This is a genomic window from Tissierella sp. P1 (assembly GCF_002266425.1).
In the GTDB taxonomy this organism is placed as follows: Bacteria; Bacillota; Clostridia; order Tissierellales; family Tissierellaceae; genus Tissierella; species Tissierella carlieri.
In genome coordinates, this window is sequence record NZ_NPMN01000017.1 from 1 (window position 1) to 19,346 (window position 19,346).

General features: G+C 31.0%; 20 protein-coding genes and 1 other annotated feature. Of the genes, 16 read left to right on the forward strand and 4 right to left on the reverse strand.

The annotated features are described in order from the left end of the window. The coding region (locus CIW83_RS22275; protein WP_201259865.1) for a hypothetical protein at positions 1-411 on the forward strand (411 nt) is incomplete at its 5' end. A gap of 87 nt (positions 412-498) precedes the next feature. Here CIW83_RS22275 and CIW83_RS12705 read toward each other — a convergent pair. Together CIW83_RS12705 and msrB are read right to left on the reverse strand one after the other, a co-directional pair. Next, entirely contained in the window at positions 499-1,257 is a 759-nt protein-coding gene (locus tag CIW83_RS12705; RefSeq protein WP_094901735.1) for a 4Fe-4S binding protein, read from the reverse strand. 110 nt (positions 1,258-1,367) lie between these two features. Further along, positions 1,368-1,817 carry a peptide-methionine (R)-S-oxide reductase MsrB gene (gene msrB / locus CIW83_RS12710; protein ID WP_094901737.1) on the reverse strand — a complete coding sequence of 150 codons (450 nt, stop codon included), beginning with the start codon at positions 1,815-1,817 and terminating at the stop codon, positions 1,368-1,370. A 238-nt stretch (positions 1,818-2,055) separates the two neighbouring features. After that, positions 2,056-2,305 (forward strand) — a binding site (T-box leader). A gap of 99 nt (positions 2,306-2,404) precedes the next feature. Between msrB and CIW83_RS12715 the strand changes: the two genes are divergently transcribed. The 5 genes from CIW83_RS12715 to CIW83_RS12735 all read left to right on the forward strand — a co-directional run bounded on the left by CIW83_RS12715 (position 2,405) and on the right by CIW83_RS12735 (position 6,332). After that, entirely contained in the window at positions 2,405-3,208 is an 804-nt protein-coding gene (locus CIW83_RS12715) for an amino acid ABC transporter substrate-binding protein (RefSeq protein ID WP_094901739.1), read from the forward strand. 11 nt (positions 3,209-3,219) lie between these two features. Continuing rightward, positions 3,220-3,861, forward strand: coding sequence for an amino acid ABC transporter permease (locus CIW83_RS12720; RefSeq protein ID WP_094901741.1), 642 nt, complete (start codon positions 3,220-3,222; stop codon positions 3,859-3,861). 8 nt (positions 3,862-3,869) lie between these two features. Continuing rightward, positions 3,870-4,481, forward strand: a complete 612-nt coding sequence (locus CIW83_RS12725; protein WP_094901743.1) for an amino acid ABC transporter ATP-binding protein — start codon at positions 3,870-3,872, stop codon at positions 4,479-4,481. An 81-nt stretch (positions 4,482-4,562) separates the two neighbouring features. Further along, on the forward strand, positions 4,563-4,982 hold the full coding sequence (locus CIW83_RS12730; RefSeq protein WP_094901745.1) for a PadR family transcriptional regulator: 420 nt from the start codon (positions 4,563-4,565) through the stop codon (positions 4,980-4,982). Between the two features lie 30 nt (positions 4,983-5,012). Continuing rightward, positions 5,013-6,332 carry a DUF2812 domain-containing protein gene (locus tag CIW83_RS12735; RefSeq protein ID WP_094901747.1) on the forward strand — a complete coding sequence of 440 codons (1,320 nt, stop codon included), beginning with the start codon at positions 5,013-5,015 and terminating at the stop codon, positions 6,330-6,332. Positions 6,333-6,559: 227 nt separating this feature from the next. Here the strand turns inward: CIW83_RS12735 and CIW83_RS12740 are convergent, their stop codons facing one another. Continuing rightward, positions 6,560-8,035 carry a methyl-accepting chemotaxis protein gene (locus CIW83_RS12740; protein WP_235601325.1) on the reverse strand — a complete coding sequence of 492 codons (1,476 nt, stop codon included), beginning with the start codon at positions 8,033-8,035 and terminating at the stop codon, positions 6,560-6,562. Continuing rightward, positions 8,032-8,547, reverse strand: coding sequence for a hypothetical protein (locus CIW83_RS23770; RefSeq protein ID WP_235601326.1), 516 nt, complete (start codon positions 8,545-8,547; stop codon positions 8,032-8,034). The genes CIW83_RS12740 and CIW83_RS23770 overlap by 4 nt, the downstream gene beginning before the upstream one ends. A 432-nt stretch (positions 8,548-8,979) precedes the next feature. Here CIW83_RS23770 and CIW83_RS12745 point away from each other — a divergent pair, with 432 nt between their 5' ends. The 10 genes from CIW83_RS12745 to CIW83_RS12780 all read left to right on the forward strand — a co-directional run bounded on the left by CIW83_RS12745 (position 8,980) and on the right by CIW83_RS12780 (position 19,342). Then, on the forward strand, positions 8,980-10,917 hold the full coding sequence (locus tag CIW83_RS12745) for a flavocytochrome c (protein ID WP_094901749.1): 1,938 nt from the start codon (positions 8,980-8,982) through the stop codon (positions 10,915-10,917). An 82-nt stretch (positions 10,918-10,999) separates the two neighbouring features. Beyond that, positions 11,000-11,575, forward strand: coding sequence for a TetR/AcrR family transcriptional regulator (locus CIW83_RS12750; RefSeq protein WP_094901751.1), 576 nt, complete (start codon positions 11,000-11,002; stop codon positions 11,573-11,575). A 174-nt stretch (positions 11,576-11,749) separates the two neighbouring features. Then, the gene (locus tag CIW83_RS12755; protein WP_094901753.1) at positions 11,750-12,526 is read left to right on the forward strand and encodes a hypothetical protein; all 777 of its coding nucleotides are present in this window, start codon (positions 11,750-11,752) and stop codon (positions 12,524-12,526) included. Between the two features lie 7 nt (positions 12,527-12,533). Next, complete coding sequence (locus CIW83_RS22280) at positions 12,534-12,686, forward strand: hypothetical protein (protein ID WP_158220113.1); 153 nt, start codon at positions 12,534-12,536, stop codon at positions 12,684-12,686. 25 nt (positions 12,687-12,711) lie between these two features. Then, positions 12,712-12,993 (forward strand): hypothetical protein, encoded by a 282-nt coding sequence (locus CIW83_RS12760; RefSeq protein ID WP_094901755.1) that lies wholly within the window; start codon positions 12,712-12,714, stop codon positions 12,991-12,993. 85 nt (positions 12,994-13,078) lie between these two features. Further along, positions 13,079-14,890: an oligoendopeptidase F gene (gene pepF / locus CIW83_RS12765; protein WP_094901757.1), complete on the forward strand. Its 1,812-nt coding sequence runs from the start codon at positions 13,079-13,081 to the stop codon at positions 14,888-14,890. Between the two features lie 246 nt (positions 14,891-15,136). Next, entirely contained in the window at positions 15,137-15,259 is a 123-nt protein-coding gene (locus CIW83_RS23775; protein WP_235601327.1) for a PucR family transcriptional regulator ligand-binding domain-containing protein, read from the forward strand. 14 nt (positions 15,260-15,273) lie between these two features. Beyond that, positions 15,274-16,743 carry a PucR family transcriptional regulator ligand-binding domain-containing protein gene (locus CIW83_RS12770; protein ID WP_158220114.1) on the forward strand — a complete coding sequence of 490 codons (1,470 nt, stop codon included), beginning with the start codon at positions 15,274-15,276 and terminating at the stop codon, positions 16,741-16,743. A gap of 89 nt (positions 16,744-16,832) precedes the next feature. Continuing rightward, on the forward strand, positions 16,833-18,185 hold the full coding sequence (locus CIW83_RS12775; protein ID WP_094901761.1) for an amidohydrolase family protein: 1,353 nt from the start codon (positions 16,833-16,835) through the stop codon (positions 18,183-18,185). Positions 18,186-18,337: 152 nt separating this feature from the next. Further along, a complete protein-coding gene (locus tag CIW83_RS12780) occupies positions 18,338-19,342 on the forward strand; it encodes a M20 family metallopeptidase (protein WP_255374416.1) in 1,005 nt (334 codons plus the stop codon). The last annotated feature ends 4 nt before the right edge of the window (positions 19,343-19,346 follow it).

The following is a 19,346-nucleotide window of genomic DNA, read 5'->3' on the forward strand; positions in this document are numbered from 1 at the left end:
AATGCATATGTAGCAGATATTCAGAAGGTAGTTGGAGAAGTAGGGTCTTCATTTAATAATCTATCTAATAACTCAAAGGAAACCCTAAAATTTATAAATGAAAGAGTGACTAAAGACTATGATTTATTAATAGATACTGGAATCAATTATGAGAAAGATGCAGTATTTGTAAATAACTTATCTCAAGAAACAGCAGCAATGGCTGAAGAGTTAAATGCATCAACTGAAGAGATATCATCAGTAATACAAAATGTAGCAGGTAGTATGAATAATGCCTCTGCTAATTCTGATGAGGTAATGTCTGGAATGAAAGAAACAGTAACAGCATTAGAGCAAATAGCCGCTGCCGCAGAAAGCCAAGCAGCTACTGCTGAGAAATTAAATAGCTTAATACAATTGTTTAAGATATAAATATAGAAGACCAGAAATTTCTGGTCTTTTATAATGTTTAAATAGGAATTTTCTCTTCATTTCCATACAGATTTATCAGAAATTAGTTCATTTTATAAAAGCTTTTTCCTTTAATTTTATAGCATTTTCTTCGGTTTCCAATGACAGAATATTAGCTGGACAATTTTTTACACAAGTTGAACATTTAATGCAATTAATATTATCAAATTGGTTGTTATCAGAGAATTCTAAGTAAGGTGTTAGCTGGAGAGGGCAAACTCTAGAACATTTACCGCAGGCATAACATTTATCCTTGCTAGATATGGTGATTTTCTTTTCAGATTTCTTTGTAACTCCTAATTTTTTTCCTAGTTTATAAGATAACTTTTGCAATGACCCCATAGGGCAGAATTGACACCAAGTTCTAGGATTAACAAAGATAGCTAATAGCCCACCAACAATTAATACCATTAGATATGTATTAACAAATAGTAGCCCTAGTTTATCTAGAAAACTAAAAGTACCCCATAATTTTGATATTTTTATTAATTTTCTAGAAAAATTAAACATGAAAAATATAAAAAATCCAATTACCATTGGTTTAGATTTTAGGAATTTTGGAATTTTTTTATTCTGACTAATTGGTAAAAATACCTTGTCAAACAAACTACCATGGGGACAAAAGTTACCACACCAATATCTTCCTGTGAAAAAAGCAGTTATAGTTAGGCCCATCATAATTAAAATAACCAATAGACCTAGCTTTGGTTCCCATAGGCCTCCAATGGCTACTAAAACAGTAAAGATCCAAGCATATTTTCTGATAGTGGAAAAAGTACGATTTGCTTTAATATAATAATTACTCAATAATAAATCCTCCTTTATAATTCTTCTTATATATACCATAGGGGGGTATATATAATATAAATCATAATGATGAATTTGTAAAGAGTAAATTCTAGATGAAAACTTATAAATTACTTAAATAGATTAATATATTCACCATATCCTTCTTTTTCCAAATCTTCTTTTTTAATAAACCTTAGGGAAGCACCATTTATACAATATCTTAATCCACCTTTATCTTTAGGACCATCATTAAATACATGGCCAAGGTGGGAATCACCATATTTACTTCTTACTTCAGTTCTAATCATCCCATGAGTAGTATCTAGTTTTTCAGCTATATGATCACTTTCCACAGGTTTAGTAAAGCTAGGCCATCCACAACCTGAATTGAATTTATCTTTTGAGCTAAATAGTGGTTCACCCGATACTATATCTACATATATACCTTCTTCATAATTATCATTAAGTTTATGAGAAAAGGGCGTTTCTGTAGCATTTTCTTGGGTTACTCGATATTCCATATCATTTAACTTTAATTTGATTTCTTCCTTACTTGGTTTAATATATTTTTTACTCATTATTATCACTCTCCTCAATAATATATTACCCAAATGTTTTAATTAATAATAAAATAGGTTTCTATAGAAACATAAATAAATTGAAGAGTTTTTTGAAACCTATCTAGAACAAGTTCAGATTAAAATAGAGAAAGAGATTCTCTAGTAGTTATAGAAATATTTATTAGAAATTAAAAAAGATTTAAAAATATACTTGACATTCATTTAAAGTTGATTTAATATAATATCATACTAAACTAATAAAGCGATGAGAGGAAATAGTATGAATGAACATTTTATTTTAGAGAGTACCCAGTTGGTGAAAAGGGACATAAAAATCATTCAGAACACATCCTTGAGTAGGACCTGAAAAGTTATCTAAGTAGGAGTCTTCGGTTTAATCACCCGTTAAAATGATTAGTATGTGTTGGCATACTTACTAAGGTTGATATCGTGAGGTATCAATAAAACTAGGTGGAACCACGTGAGCGATAGCTTTCGTCCTTGATTGATTTTGAGGATGAAAGCTTTTTTAATTATATACAAGGGGACAACCTGGCAAGATAAATTCCAACAAGAATATTCATAAATTTAAATGGAGGGATAGTATGAAAAAGTTAAAATTTTTAGTGGTTTCTGTGTTAATATTAGGTTTGATTTTTTCAGGTTGTGAGGTTAAAAATAAGTCAATTGATACATGGAATAAGATAGAGGAAAGAGAAAGTATAATTGTTGGGCTAGATGATACGTTTGTTCCTATGGGGTTTAGAGATAAAGATGGAGGTTTAACTGGATTTGATGTTGAATTAGCTAGAGAAGCAGCTTTAAGAATGGGACTCAAGGTAGAATTTCAACCAATAGATTGGAATTTAAAAGAGCAGGAGCTTGACTCAGGTAATATTGACTTAATATGGAATGGATATTCTATTAGTGAAGATAGATTGAAAAAAGTCAATTTTACTAAACCTTATTTAGATAATAGACAAGTAATTGTAACACTAAATAGTTCTGATATTAATACAAAAGAAGATTTAAAAAATAGGATAGTAGCTACTCAAAATTCATCTAGTTCTTTGGAAGCCTTAGAAAAAGCAGATGCAATTAAAGACTTTAAAAATGCAGAGGCTATATTATTTGATACTTATAATGAAGCGTTTATGGATCTAGAAGCAGGAAGAGTCGAAGCAGTAGTGGCTGACCAAGTATTAGCTAGATATTATATAGCTGAAAGAGGAGAAGAAAAATATAAGGTACTTAATGATGATTTTGGTGATGAGGAGTATGGAGTAGGTTTAAGACTTGGAGATAAAGTGTTATTAGAAAGACTTAACAAAGCTTTAGATGAGATGAAGAAAGATGGTACTGCAAAGGCTATTTCTGAAAAATGGTTTGGAGAAAATATAATTAAGTAGTAGGTGAAAGTATGGATTACATTTTAAGCATTACCCCTTTTATTCTAAGTGGATTCAAAACAACCCTATGGGTATTTGCAATTACTGCATTATTTTCTATACCTCTTGGAGTTATAGTATGTCTGCTTAGATTATCTAAAATAAAAATAATTCAATTTATTATACAAGGCTATATATTAGTTATGCGGGGAACGCCTTTATTATTGCAGATAATATTTGTATTCTTTGGACTTCCGATTATAGGAGTTGTCCTTAATCGAGAAATCGCAGTTTCAATTGCATTTATTTTAAACTATGCTGCATATTTTGCTGAAATATTTAGAGGAGGAGTGAATTCCATAGATATTGGTCAGTTTGAGGCCTCCGAGGTATTGAAACTTTCTAAGAAGACTACTTATCTTGGAATAATTATTCCCCAAGTATTTAAAGTAGTAATCCCATCTTTGAGTAATGAGCTTATTACTTTAGTAAAGGATACATCTTTAGTATATGTCTTAGGTCTTGGAGATATCTTAAGAGCGGCCAAAACTCTTTCAAATAAAGATGCTTCACTAATACCAATATTTTTAGCAGGTGGAATTTATCTTATATTTATTGGAGTTTTGACTTATGTATTAAGAAATATTGAAAATAAGTTTGAATATTATAGGTAGGTGGTAAGATGCTTAAAGTTGAGAATTTAAATAAATCATTTGGGGATAAGAAGGTTTTAGTTAATACAAATCTGGAAGTAGAAAAGGGTAGTATAGTTATGATTGTAGGAGAATCTGGAGTAGGTAAGACCACTTTAGTTAGATGCTTATGTGGATTGGAAGCTTATGATAGTGGGAGAATATCATTTTCTCATGACGATGAAGTAGAAGAGAGGTCTATAGGCCTAGTATTTCAAAACTTTAATCTATTTCCTCACTTTAGTGTAATAAAAAATATAACCTATTCGTTGATTAAGGGAAGGAAGATGATTAAAGAGGATGCTATAAAGAAAGCTAAGGAATTAATAGAATTATTAGGTTTGAGTGGACTAGAAGATTCTTATGAGTATCAGCTATCAGGGGGACAGAAACAAAGAGTTGCCATTGCCAGAGCTCTTGCAATGGAACCTCAATATCTTTGTTTTGATGAACCTACCTCTGCATTAGATTATAAATTAAGAGATAGTATAGGAGAGATTTTGAAAACGGTAGCATCTAAGGGAATGGGTGTTATAGTAATTACTCATGATAGAGACTTTGCAGATAAATATGGAAATAAGATATATGAATTGGGCAGGTAACTGCCCTTTTTTCTTGACATATTTAAATTAGTATAATATATTGATATTAGATATATCGAGTATAGATATAAGGGTGATTATATGGCAAGAACACAATTGCAAAATCTTACAGAGCCTATGTATTATATATTATTAACTTTAACTAAGGAAAGACATGGCTATGAAATTATGCAAACTATTGAGAAACTTACTGAAGGTAGGGTAGTTGTAGGTCCAGGTACTTTATATTCTTTGTTATCCAGATTTCAAGAAGAAGAGATTATTAGGCGAGTATCAGATGAGGGAAGAAGAAAAACGTATATTATTACGAAATTGGGTACAGAAATACTTGAGGGAGAGATTAATAGATTAAGGCAATTAATCAGCGATGGAGAAGGTATCCTTAAATATGGCAGTATCTCTAAAGAAGATGATACAACTGAAGATAAAAGAGAAATAAAAGATGGCTACAAAACAAGAAAAAGTATATTTAAAAGACCTGATGATGATATTCTTTTTTAAAATAATAATATTTAACAGGGGGTGTGGATTATGGGAAAAAATACTAAAAGTGAATTATTCTTATTTGCAGCATCTGATATCAATGCAATAGAAAAGCATTTTGAAAAAATGGCGAGAAAAGGTTGGATGTTGGATAAAATCGGTGAGTATATAGTTAGATATAAAAAGATAGAGCCTCAAGAATTGAAATTTTCAGTTGACTTATTTCCTAAGCTTTCGGTTTTTGATTATCCCGATAAAGATGAGGTGGTAGAATATAGAAATCTATGTATAGATGCAGGATGGAATTTTATAACAGCCTCAAATAAGATTCAAGTTTTTTATTCAGATAGAAAAGATAATTTACTGCCAATCCAAACAGATGATAGAATAAAGCAAACTATATTAAATAAATCTATATTATTTGAAATAATTATATTCGCAATATGTCTTCCGATTTTTATATTGAGTTTAGGTAAATTATCTTCACTTGATTATAGGATATTTAACTCAAATATCTCTATGGCAATTGCAATGATTGGTCCAATATTTATAGTTCCTTTAGTTGTATATATATTCTCTGATATAATTTGGATATTAAAGGCTAAAGCAGCTGTTAAGAGAGAAGAACCTTTGCCGCAAGCAAGTTATAAGCAGTTAAGGGTTAGGAAATCATTGTTATTTTATCCCGCACTGATTCTTAGTTTATCAATTATAATAGGATTAATATTAGATTTATTAAATGGGAATGTTATTGGATTGTTAAGCATCTTGCCTACTACCATAGGTCTCACAGTAGGATATTTATTTAAAAAGAATAAAAATAAGAAGAAAAGAAGCAAGGAAAAAAATATTGGGTTGTTTGCATTCGCTATTATTGTTGTACTAATTATAGTTAACATAGTTATGCCTAAATTATATAATATAAATGAATCAGAGGAATTACAAAAAGGATATAAGGGGTTAATGCTCAGTGATTTTAACCTTCCAAGTCCTAGTTATACAAACTTTTATAGGGAGGAAAGCATAGTTTTTTCAAAGAACTCCACTTATTATGAAACTTTTCGAGGGAATGATGGATATTATGTAAGAACAAATTATATAAGAACTGTAAATAACAGGCTTGCTAAATATATATTTGATGGCATGATTAAAGAAGGTGTTTCAAAATATAATAGAATTATAACTCCAGCAGATAGTGAATATGGGTATTTTGATGAAGCTTTCTTTATAAATTATAATAATGATATAGACAATAAAGGGACGGTAATTTTATTAAAGGGCAAAGAAGTATTTTATATAGATAGTAGTTTAAATTTATCAGATAAAGATAATGTAAAAATAATAATCAATAAATTAAATAATCAATAAATCTAGTTCTAGGCTTTTGCTCTAGGACTTTTATATTATAATTAAATTAATAGAAGAAGGGAGTGTCAACTAGAGTATGAATAATTAAATTATAAAGATTCAATCTTAATAAGTTTTCGATTCACAAAAATATATTTGAGTATAGCTAAAGGTGATGAAAATGAAATTGAGTGTGTTTTAAACACACTCAATTTCATTATAGTAAATTATTTATTCTCATTACATCTTTAAATTTTAAATCCCATAATAATTGATTGTAGATTTTGCGCTAAATCTGATAAAGTTTCACTGGTACCTACAAATTCACTCATAGAAGCAACTTGCTCTTCAATAGATGCCGTTACCTGCTCTGTAGCTGCAGAGTTTTCTTGTGCTATGGCAGAAAGACTTTGTAAAGTATCAAGTATTTCATTTTTCATATTTTCCATCTCTGTTCCTGAAATATTTAATAGTTCAATTTCTCTATCTGCACTTTTCATAGCTTCATATATTAACATATACTTATCTTTACTGTTAGTTACACTTTGAGTTTGCTCATTAACTATGTCAGATACTCTACCTATGGTTATTACAGCATTTTTAGAATTTTCCTGTAAACTATCAACTATTTCATCAATGGATGCTGTAGAAGCTGAAGATTGTTCTGCCAGTTTTCTAATTTCCTCTGCAACAACTGCGAAACCTTTTCCTGCTTCTCCTGCTCTTGCTGCTTCTATAGCTGCATTTAAAGCTAGTAGATTAGTTTGTTCAGCAATTGATGCAATTACACTGCTAGCTTGTCCTATCTTGATAGAACTATCATTTGTTTTTAATATAACTTCTTGAATCGCTTTTGATGCATTATTGCTTTCTTCTGTTATTTGATATAGGTTTTCAATTTCTTTTATACCGCTACTAATAGTATCTGTTATTTTCTGTGAAGTGGTCTTTAAATCTCTTGTATATTTTAAATTTTTTTCAATTATCTCACCTAATAAGATAGCCTTTGAAGAACCAGTTTCTGTACTTAATGCTTGATCAGAAGCACCATTTGCTATTTCTTGTGCAGTTTTTGAAATTTCTTCGGAAGAAATAGCTGATTGCTGTAAGGTAGCTGCCATTTCTTCTGAAGCAGCTGCTACTTGTTCTGAAGAATCTCGAATTTCATTGATCATATTTCTAAGATTATGGGCAATATTTTGCATAGATTTACCTAGACCACCGATTTCATCTTTTCGTGACATAAAAGATTCAGAAATATTTTGTGTAATATCATAGATAGCCAGTGTCTCTGAATATCTAGTTGCTTCAATTATTGGATTTGCAATAAGAATTCCTATTATGTACGTAATCGCTATGCTCAATAATAAAGCTATAGACGCTGATATAAGGATACCTTTTGTCATCGTTGGGATTGACTCCAATATTTCATCTACATCTGCTGTAATAACGAATATCCAGTTAGTACCTTCAACTGGTGCATAGCCAGCATATAAATTTTTACCATCAAAGGAATAATTACTTACACCAAGTTTTTCATTTAATATCACTTCAGATATTGCTGCTGCGTCTTTGAAGCTTTCATCTTCTTTTGATTTTTCTATTGCATTATACTGATTTAGTACCAGATCTTTGTTTGGATGGGCAACCATAGTTCCCTTATCATTAATCATATAACTATATCCTGTATCTCCAAAACCAGTATCCTCGATGAGATTACTCAAAATATTGCCATCAGCCTAGCTGTTAAAGTAGCTACTACTTTGCCATCCTTTGTAATAGGTACAGCATACAATAAATTTAGTTCATTTACGGCACGGGTCACTGTTAAATCAGATACATTTGGTTCACCATTTAAAGCCTTTCTAAGGTATTCCCTATCTCCTAATTGGACAATAGCTCCATCTTGAGCATATGTAGTTCCATCAGGGTGAGAAATTGCCATTTCAATGAAATTGGTACCTTTCACCTGTCTCATTATTTCAGCTCTTTGCAGTTCCCAATCCATGCTTTGAATTCCTTCACTGCATGCTATAGTTTCTAGAACCCTTTTTTCTATCTCAATTCGACTTTCTATTATTTCTGCTCTGTCAGTAGCCATATTTTTAAGAGAATTTTCTACTTCAGTGCTAATGGTTCTAGTAGCATTCATTATAGAAATAAATCCAATAGTAACAGATGATAATAAAATTAACACAGAAAAATATGCCACAAGTTTTACTTTGATACTTTTCATTTCAATACCTCCTTTAAAAATAATGCTTATATATTTTTTTCACCTTATAAAAACTAATATTATATATCTTAGGCGCTAGAATATATAAATAGAATATTCTAGTTATATATTCTAGCTTAATATTGATATTTTTGCAACATAGGGAAGTATAGGACAAAAGTATGAAATAATGTGATGAATTTCTAAATTTAAATTTATGATAAAAGCTTACTTCCTAGGTTAGGTGGCATTTACTATTTACGTAGGATAAGAATTAATATTATATTTATTTTCTGAAAGTCCTATTCTATAGTTTTTATTAATGCCATTTATATAGGGTTATTGTTATTTTTTTAATAATTCTGTTGACATTTTTTTAACCTAAGATATACTAGAATATATTAACAGAATATTCTAGTGAAATATTCTATAAAATTAAAAGGAGGTTTTTTCATGTTTAGGTTTACTAAGAAGTACATGACTTTGTTTCTAGTATTGGCTATGGTATTATCTATTGTTGGCTGTAGTAAAGAAGGTTCACCGACTTCTTCTGATAATGAATTAGGTAAATTTACACCTGGAGTATATACTGGTGAAGCAAAAGGTATTAGTGATATTCTTACTATTGAAGTAGAGGTGGATGAAGAAAATATTTTATCTGTAAAGATCACTAATCATAGTGAAACTCCTGGAATATCAGATGTAGCTATAGAGCGTATTCCTAAAGAGATAGTTGAATATCAGAGTTTAAATATTGATACAATATCAGGAGCTACTGTTTCTAGTAATGCCATTTTAGATGCTGCTAAACAAGCATTAGAAAAGGCTGGAGCAAATATTGATGAACTTTTAAAGGAAGTAAGCAAGTCTTCAAATAGTGGAGAAGTAATAGAAAAGACTACTGACGTAGTTATCGTTGGTGGTGGTGGTGCTGGTCTTGCGGCTGCTGTTTCTGCATTACAGAATAATGCTAAAGTTATTGTATTAGAAAAAATGCCTACATTAGGCGGATCTACTATAATGGCTGGCGGACAGTATAATTCAGTTGATAATGAACGTCAACAAAACCTTACTATGCGTCCTGAATTAATAGAGCAGATTGAGGCAATCACACAAGAAGAGCCTGTTAATGACATACATAAAAGGTTAATGAAGGAATTAGCAGAACAAATTAAAGAATATAAAGAAAGTAAATCCACTTATATGTTTGATTCTCCACAACTCCATGCGTTGCAGGCTTTTAATGGTGGAGACAAAAAGGGTAATCTTGAGCTAATAGAAAATTTTGCATATGGTGCTGAGGAATCCATTAGTTGGCTGGAAGGTTTAGGCGTAGATATATCGGATGAGATTGCCACTGTTACAGGAGCATTATGGCCAAGAACTCATCAATTTATTAAACCACTTACTACTGGTCCTATAGATGCTTATATTGATTTTATATCATCAAAAGGTGATGATGCTGAAGTAATATTAGAAACCAAAGTAACTGATATTATTATGAAAGATGGTAAGGCTGTAGGGGTCAAAGGATTACAGGGAAATACTGAAATTATAGTGAACGCAAATAAAGGTGTAGTCATAGCAACTGGTGGGTTCGCAAGAAATAAAGAATTAGTTGCTAAGTATGATGAACTTTGGGGAGATTTATCAAATCTTAATTCCACAAATAGTGTTAGTGCTACTGGTGATGGTATAGTAATGGCTGAAGCTGTTGATGCTAATCTAGTTGGAATGGAATATATTCAACTATTACCAGTGGGTCATCCAGAAACTGGTGGAATGTCTGGAAATATTAGTATTAATGCTGCTAACCAACTTTTCATTAATAATAAAGGCGAACGTTTTGTAGCTGAAGATTCAAGAAGAGATACCCTTACAAAAGGATTGTTAGAACAACCAGATCAAGTTATGTGGATACTACATGATGCTCATGAATATTATAATGAAGATGTAAAAAATGACTTCAACGAGTCAATAGGTAAATTAGTTGAGAGTGGCATTGCTGTTAAAGGTGATACTATTGAGGAATTAGCAGAACAAATGAATGTAGATCCTACTATCCTCAGAAATACAGTTGATACTTACAACAAGGCTGTCAGAGGTGAAATAGCTGACTCTTTCGGAAAGAAACTGCTTCAAGATGAGTTTAATAAGGGGCCTTTTTATGCATCAATTCGTGTACCGACGATACACCATACTATGGGTGGAATAGAAATAAATACGGACGCACAGGTAATAGATAAGAATGGTAATATAATCAAGGGATTATATGCTGCTGGAGAAGTTACTGGTGGTATCCACGGTTCCAATAGGCTTGGTGGCAATGCCATACCAGATACTGTGGTATACGGTAAAATAGCTGGAAAATCTGCAGCACTAGAAAAATAAGTATAATTTAAAAATAATTCTCTATAATTAATAGGGAATTATTTTTTATATGATATAATTTTCTAGGGGTGATGATATTTATATGTTTTATGAAATGGAAAGATCCTCAAAGAAGAAAGAGGAGTTAATAAGTATTATTGTGGAACTCATGGATGAAGAAGGACTTAAAAATGTAACAATTAAAGATATTTGCAAAGCAACTAATATATCAATAGGAGCTTTTTATCATTATTTTCAGTCTAAAGATTCCATAGTAGATGAAATGTTTATTTTAATGGATGAATTTTTTCTAGTTAATCAAGAAGCAATTCTACAACACCCTACGACTGCAGAGCAAATAATTGATTTTGTCAATCATTTTGGTATATATGTTGAAAAATGGGGTTATTATGCCAATCTATTAATCATGCGTTCTCACATAACCAAATACAGTCATAATAAAAAGAGACGGTTATATGGAATATTGGAGGAAATAATTTTAAAAGGCATCAATGATAGGGAGTTCAAAGTTAAAATTGAGACAGAAGAACTTATAGTTATGATTTTTGTAATAATGAGAGGATACCTTTTAGAATGGGTTAATAGAGAGCATGATTATCCTGTTAGAGACAATATGGTAAAGCAAGTGACCTATCTACTAAAATCTTTGACAATATAATATGAAAAAGTAATTAAGAATCCACAATAATATTCCCCTTAAGGTAGCTAGATTAAAAAATAAAATTTGCTGCCAATAGGGGAGTGTTATTATATTTAAAATAAGCAAAGATATAGGAGAATCGTAGTCTCTTTATGTTATAATTAAATCAATAAAGTATTGGGAGGGATACTGATGTATAGAGAAATCAATGAAGACATTTATGACCTAAGAGAAAGGCTTAGAACTAAAGAAAAACTTGAATCATTAAGGTCCATGGCTATGGAAGAACTAAGAAAGAAAAAGCAAAGCATGGAAGAATTAAGAAATATATTACAAAAAGAAGAAAAGGATGTATTGAAGCTGGAAGGTATGAGTTTAAGCTCATTTTTCTTGAATATTATCGGAAAAAAAGAAGATAAACTTGATGAAGAAAGAAAAGAATATCTAGGGGCCAAAATGCAATATGACGAATGTATTTTAGCTATAAAGGAGCTAGAAAATGAAATAGAGGAATATAATAAGGATTTAATTAATTACTCAGAGGTAAAAGAGGAGTATGAGCAATTAATAAATAAAAAGCAAGATATGATAATCAATGAAGATACTCATAGAGGAAGAAAACTTCGTGATTTATTAAATAAAATAAATGAATTAAAGCTAGATATAAAAGAGGTGAAAGAAGCTATACATGCTGGAGAAAATGCATTAACCGCTTTACTAGATATGAAGCAACCTTTGGAATCTGCTCATGGCTGGGGAGTATGGGATATGCTAGGCGGTGGATTTTTTACAGATATTATAAAACATTCCAAAATAGAAGATGCGAATAAGATTTCTTACGATGTACAGCAATACTTAAAGAGATTCCAAAAAGAACTAGCGGATGTAAATGAGTTTACAGATATTGAAGTTAATATCGGCTCTTTTGCTACATTTGCTGACTTTTTTTTTCGATGGACTTTTTGCTGATTGGTTTGTGCAATCAAAGATAAATGAATCCATATCAAATGTAGAGAATGCATACAGTAGAGTAGAAAGTATATTATCAGATTTAAATAGAAATTTAGATATAATGCAAAGAGAAATGCAATCCGTAGAAGAAGAGATTAACATGATACTGGAAAGATAGCCATTTTAACGAAGGAGATGGAAATATGATAGAGTCTCTTATTTATGGAATTATAATTCTGCCTCTTTTGATAATTTTAATTTACTCTATAATTAATCCAGAAGAAGCGGCATCTTGGGGATATAGATGGAGATATAATGGAGAGCCTGAGCCAACAGAAGGATATATAAGGTATACTCGAGCCTGTTCCATAATCGGTTTATTATTAATAATATCAGTTATAATAATTTCCTTTAATCCTTTGTATGGTACTATATTCCTTGTATTATCTATATTCATATCTTTATATTATTTTTTAATTAAGTAAAACTTGATAGTGCAATTGTTGTAATATTCATACATTAGTATTATAATTTACTTAGATACTCGAATTAATTCTAAGGAGGGTTACAATGGCAAAAGTTCTATTAGAAAGAAAAGATGTGGATGAAAAATTTACTTGGGATTTGACAGCGATTTTTAAGACAGAAGAGGAGTTTGACCAAACTGTAAAAGAAGCACAAAAACTTACGGGGGAAGTTGAAGAAAAATTTAAGGGTAAATTAAATACAGCAGAAGCAATTAACGAATGTCTAAATAGACTAAGAAAAGTATATCAGCTAACCACTCTTACAGGCTCATATTCCTATCTTGCAGTTGCAGTTGATCAGACAAATGTAGAGAATCAAGAAAGACGGATGAAATTATCCAACATATCTTCTGATATTGAAAGCAGACTAAGTTTTGTAGAATCTGAAATTATAGAGGCAAATGAAGATGTAATTAAAGAAGCAATGGAGCAGTCAATGGAAAATGCAGGCTATCTTAAGGAGATTATGAGGAAAAAAGAGCATGCTCTCCATCCAGAAGTAGAAAAAGCTTTATCTGCTCTTTCTAGTACTTTGAATTCACCATATCAAATATATAATAGGACAAAATTAGCAGATATGGATTTTGGTACGTTTACAGTAGATGGAAAAGAATATCCTTTAAGTTTTGGGTTATTTGAAGATGAGTGGGAATATGAGCATGATACAAAGATAAGACGTGCTGCCTTTGAAGCTTTTTCTAAGAAGTTAAGAGAATATCAACATACTATAGCAGGAGCGTACCAAACTCAAGTACAAAAAGAAAAAACCATGGCTACTTTAAGAGGATTTGATTCAGTAATCGATAGCCTATTATTCCCTCAAGAAGTAACTAGAGATTTATATAATAGACAAATTGATTTGATAATGGAGAATTTAGCACCACATATGAGAAAGTTCGCAAAGCTACTTCAAAAGATTCATGGTATAGAGGAAATGACTTTTGCAGACCTAAAATTAAATGTAGATCCTGATTTTGAGCCAGAAATATCTGTGGAGGAATCTAAAGAATATATTGAAGGAGCATTATCTGTTCTTGGAGATGATTATCTAGAAGCAATTAAAAGGGCTTATGATGAAAGATGGATAGATTTTGTACAAAATAAAGGAAAGTCCACAGGAGCATTCTGTTCGAGTCCATACGGTGCTCATCCATTTATATTGATTTCTTGGACTGAAAGAATGAGAGAAGTTTTTGTATTGGCTCATGAATTAGGACACGCAGGACATTTTTATTTGGCTCAACAAAATCAAAATATATTTGACACAAGACCATCAACATATTTTGTTGAGGCACCATCTACTATGAATGAAATGCTTATGGCAAATTATTTGATGAAAACCATGGATAATCCTAGAATGAAGAGATGGGTATTATCATCTATGATATCTCGTACCTATTATCATAATTTTGTAACTCATTTATTGGAAGCTCATTATCAAAGAGAAGTTTATAAGATAATTGATGCAGGTGGATCTGTTCAAGCTGCTACATTGAATAAATTAAAGAAAGAAACTCTAGAAAAATTCTGGGGAGATACTGTAAAGATTAATGAGGGTGCAGAGTTCACTTGGATGAGACAGCCACATTATTATATGGGATTATATCCATATACTTATAGTGCAGGGTTGACAATTGCAACAGAAGTAAGTAAGAGAGTTTTAAATGAAGGCAAAACTGCATTGGATGATTGGAAAGAAGTTCTAAAAGCAGGGGGAACTAAGACTCCAGTAGAGCTAGCTCAAATGGCAGGGGTGGATATAACCACAGATAAACCTTTACTAAACACTATAGAGCATATAGGTAATATAATAGATGAAATAATTTCATTAACAGAAGAAATAGAGAATAGATAGTAATTTAAAACTTCAGAAATTTTACTATTAAAATACATAGGCTACTTAGTCTATGTATTTTAACTTGTTCTATAGTCCATAGGAAAGTTGCTGGTGAATTATTTTTTGTAACCTCAACGGACTCTAAAAAAGGTTCTAAGACTTTGATAAAGGCTTTTTTACAGAAATATAAAATAATTGTATAATTATATATTATTAATTACTCCATTGGTGATAATCTTAATATAAGGAGTGGATTATACAGATATGAAAGTTAAAAATTTAATGGAGCAGTTTCAAGATTTTAAAGTCATAGCAGGAGCAGGAGGCTTAGATAGGAATGTAAGTACAGTTAGTGTTATGGAGCTCCTGATATATATAATTGGATGAAGGGCGGAGAATTCTTGATTACTACGGGATATATAATGCGAGATAATCCATTGGAATTAAGAGACTTAGTCATTAAGTTAAATGAGCATGGCGCAGCATCCCTAGGAATAAAGGTAGGTAGATTTATTGAAGAATTACCTAAAGAAGTAAAAGAAGTAGGAGATGGATTAAATTTCCCTATTATATACATACCTAAATGGTATGCTTTTACTGATATTATAAATCCAGTTCTTTCAAGCATAGTGAATTCTCAGGCTAAAAAATTAATGATGTCTGAAAATATCCATAAGTCCTTTACTCAGATGGTTATACAAGGAAAGAGTACCAGTGATATAATGGATACATTGTACAAGATATTAGATAAGGATATAGCTTTTATAGATTTAATTTTCAATCGAAACTATATACGAGGTAATTCCCATGAATTTAAAGAAGATATATACAATATGGGACTCAAGGATAACCTCGATAAATACTATAATTATCCCGTTCAAATTGGTAGTTCTATTTATGGTTATATAGTCGTTGAAAAAAATGGGAAGGACATTCTTAGTGATTTAGATAATATTTCTATAGAGCATGCTAGTACAGTTCTTAAGCTAAATATACAAAAGGAGATATCAAATCATCAGATAGAGCAAAAGTATAGAGATGAATTTATTCAAGACTTAATTTTAAATAATATAAAGACTGTAGAGGAAGCTAATAATAGGGCCGCATTATATGGTTGGAAAATAGAGAATGGACTCATTTGCTTAATTGTAGATATAGATAATTTTAAAGAGAAGTTTATATCACTAAAAAACACTCAGGAGTTAGAAGAAGAAAAAAATAAGATATTTCGCTTAGCTAACGGTAAGATGAAAAGAAATTTTAAGCAGTGTTTTTATACAGTGTATAGTGATAATATAGTGTTTCTAGTGGAACCAAATAAAAAGTCCATAGATGATTTTATAAAGAATTTGAAAAATGTTGCAGAGGAGTTAAGAAAAGAGATTAAGGAAAATAGCAGTTTTACAGTTTCTATAGGTATTGGGACTTATCAGGAATCTATTATAGATGTATATATTAGTTTTGTGGAGGCTCAAAAAGCTGTAAGAATAGGTAGAACAGTCTATGAGAAGGATAATACTCATATTTATTCAGATTTAGGAGTTTATAAAATGCTCTACAACCTTTCTCTGGAAGATGACGCAAATAAATTCTGCGGTAAATATTTACAGAGCCTTATTGATTATGATATAGAAAATAATTCAGAATATATCAAAACATTAAGATCTATCGTAAAAAACGATTGGAATTTGAAGCAAACGTCAGAAGAGATGTTTATCCATTATAATACTATTAAATATAGGTTTAGTAAAATCTGTGAAATAGTAAATTTAGATTTAAATAGCAGGGAAGATAAGTTTAAAATCGAGTTTTGCCTAAAATTAATGGATATGAGTAATCAATATTCTTTGTACATGAAGACTAAAGTATAGTCTTCTTTTTTATACCTTAGAGACAGTGTGTATATAAAGCATTAATTATATAATAATATTAAACAAAAAGTTAACAAGGAGGAAAAGACATGTATAAAACAACAGTAGGTATGTTAAAAGATGTGTTAGCTTCAGTTAAAAATGATACTTTATCAGATCCTTTTAAGGATTTAGAAAAGACAGGGAGAATTATTCTAAAAGGGGGACTAGTAGTAGACCCTAAAAATGGAATTGAAGAAGTACAAGATATTGCTATACTAAATGATGAAATTGTAGAAGTAGGGAATGACATTTATGCGGAAAAAGGAGATATGGTAATAAACTGTGAAGGACTTTTAGTTGTGCCAGGAATAGTAGATATGCACCTTCACTTAGGAGATTTATTTGAAGTGAGTACAGACCCAATCTATGGCGCTGTAGCTAATGGAGTAACAATGGGACTTTCTCCTGGAGCAGGAAATACTTTTATGGCACCAGCTTTATTAGGAGCTGAAGTAGATAGAGGATTACCAGTAAACATTGGTTTATATCAAGGGGCAGCAAGTGTATTATCTACCATGTTATCAGTAGATGAACTAATAAAGTTATATAAAGGTGAACTAGATGTAGAAACAGCTTCATCAAGAATGACAAGAAATGCAATCACTAATACTACAGCGCCTTTAGTAGTAGGAATTAAAGACCACATGGGACATTTTATAATGTCTGATGAAAATATAGAGAAGATATTTGAAATAACTTCTAAGGCTAAGCTACTATACATGACTCATACTCAGGACCCAGATCATGCTATTAGATTATTTGAATTATCTAAAGGAAGACCACTTCATCTAGGTCATACAACAGCCGCGGGATGCGGTACTCATATGGAAGCAGCAGAAGGTATGAAGACAGTATTAGACTTATGTAAAAATGAAAATATAACTGGAGAGTTTGTAACTACAATGTTAAGAGAAGGTGGAGGAAGTAGGGAAGGACTTATTCTACCTAAAAAATCTCAACAACTAGCTTATGAAGCTTTAGAAAAAGGAATAGTGGATGTTCTTATATCTGATGGACAAAATGATGCTACAATGAAAGGTTTCGGAGACACAAGAGATAATATTCCAGTGATATTAGAATTAGCAGAAATGGGAGTTTTAAACTTAAGTAGTTCAGTTGCCACTATGACTTCTAATCCAGCAAGATTGGTAGCTGAAAGAACAGGTAATACTTGGTGGACTGAGAAAATAGGTCATTTAGGTAAAGGTGCTTTAGCTAATATAACTGTTATCAATAGAGAAGTAAAAACAGCAGTCTATACTATAGTAAATGGAGAAGTAGTAGGTTTTGAAAATAGAGCAGTGAGACGTGGCAGTGGAGCAGGTGGATTTGTAAGTAAATTTGGTATGGTTAAGAGAATAGGAGTAGGAGACTTAGTAATGTTCTCATATAGAAGATAATAGTGGATTTAGTAGAGGGGAGCAAAATTAATGGACAGAATAACAGAAATATTAAAAGGATTAATTAATATAAATACTACTAATCTACCTGGTAATGAAATGGATGCAGTAAATGAAATTCTAAAGTTTTCCCTCAGGATATAGAATATGAAATAGTAGATCATGGAAATAATAGAGGATCTTTAGTAATAGAAATAGAGGGAAAAAGTCATGAAAAAATTGGATTTATAGGGCATATAGACACTGTACCAGTATCAGATGAAGCTAGCTGGATATATCCTCCTTTTGATGGAGTAATTGAAGATGGTTATATGTATGGTAGAGGTACTTCTGATATGAAGGGTGGAGTTACTGCAATGATATTAACAGCATTGTATTTTCTAGAAAACAATATAATTCCGCCCTATACCTTAAAGTTTGTATTTACAGCTGACGAAGAATCAGGAGGATTAGGTGTACGAGCTTTAAGAGATAAAGGATTATTGCAAGATATATCAAAAGTTTTTATCACAGAACCTTCTGATGAAGAAATCGGTATCTGTGAAAAAGGAACTCTATGGTTAAATATCCGTATAAAAGGAAAATCTTCTCATGGTTCTAAGCCTGAACTAGGAATAAACGCTATAGAGAAATTATATGAGTATATAAATAAACTTAAGAATACTTTAGATTTAGATAAGAAGCATCCTTTACTAGGAAGTTCTAGTTATGCAACTACTACAATTAATGGAGGAGTAAAAACTAATATTATACCTGAAAATGCAAATGCTACTTTAGATATAAGAACTATTCCAGGTTTTAATCATGATGAAATTATAGATAATGCTAATAAAATTGCTAAAGACATGGAAAATGAAAACCAAGGTATGACCATAGAAGTAGATGTGGAGAATAATAGACCTCCTTTAACAATGGATGAAGATGATAACTTTATAAAAGAGATAGTATCTATATATGAAAAATTATCTTATCCAGTGAAGCTTAAGGGCATAAATTTTTATACTGATGCTTCACAACTTATCCCTTATCACGATATTCCTTTTGTGATACTAGGACCTGGTGAGGAAAATATGTGCCATCAGAAGAATGAAAGGATAAAAATTGAATCAATTGAAAGAATGATAGAGTTTTATATTTCTTATATAATAAACTTCTAGATTG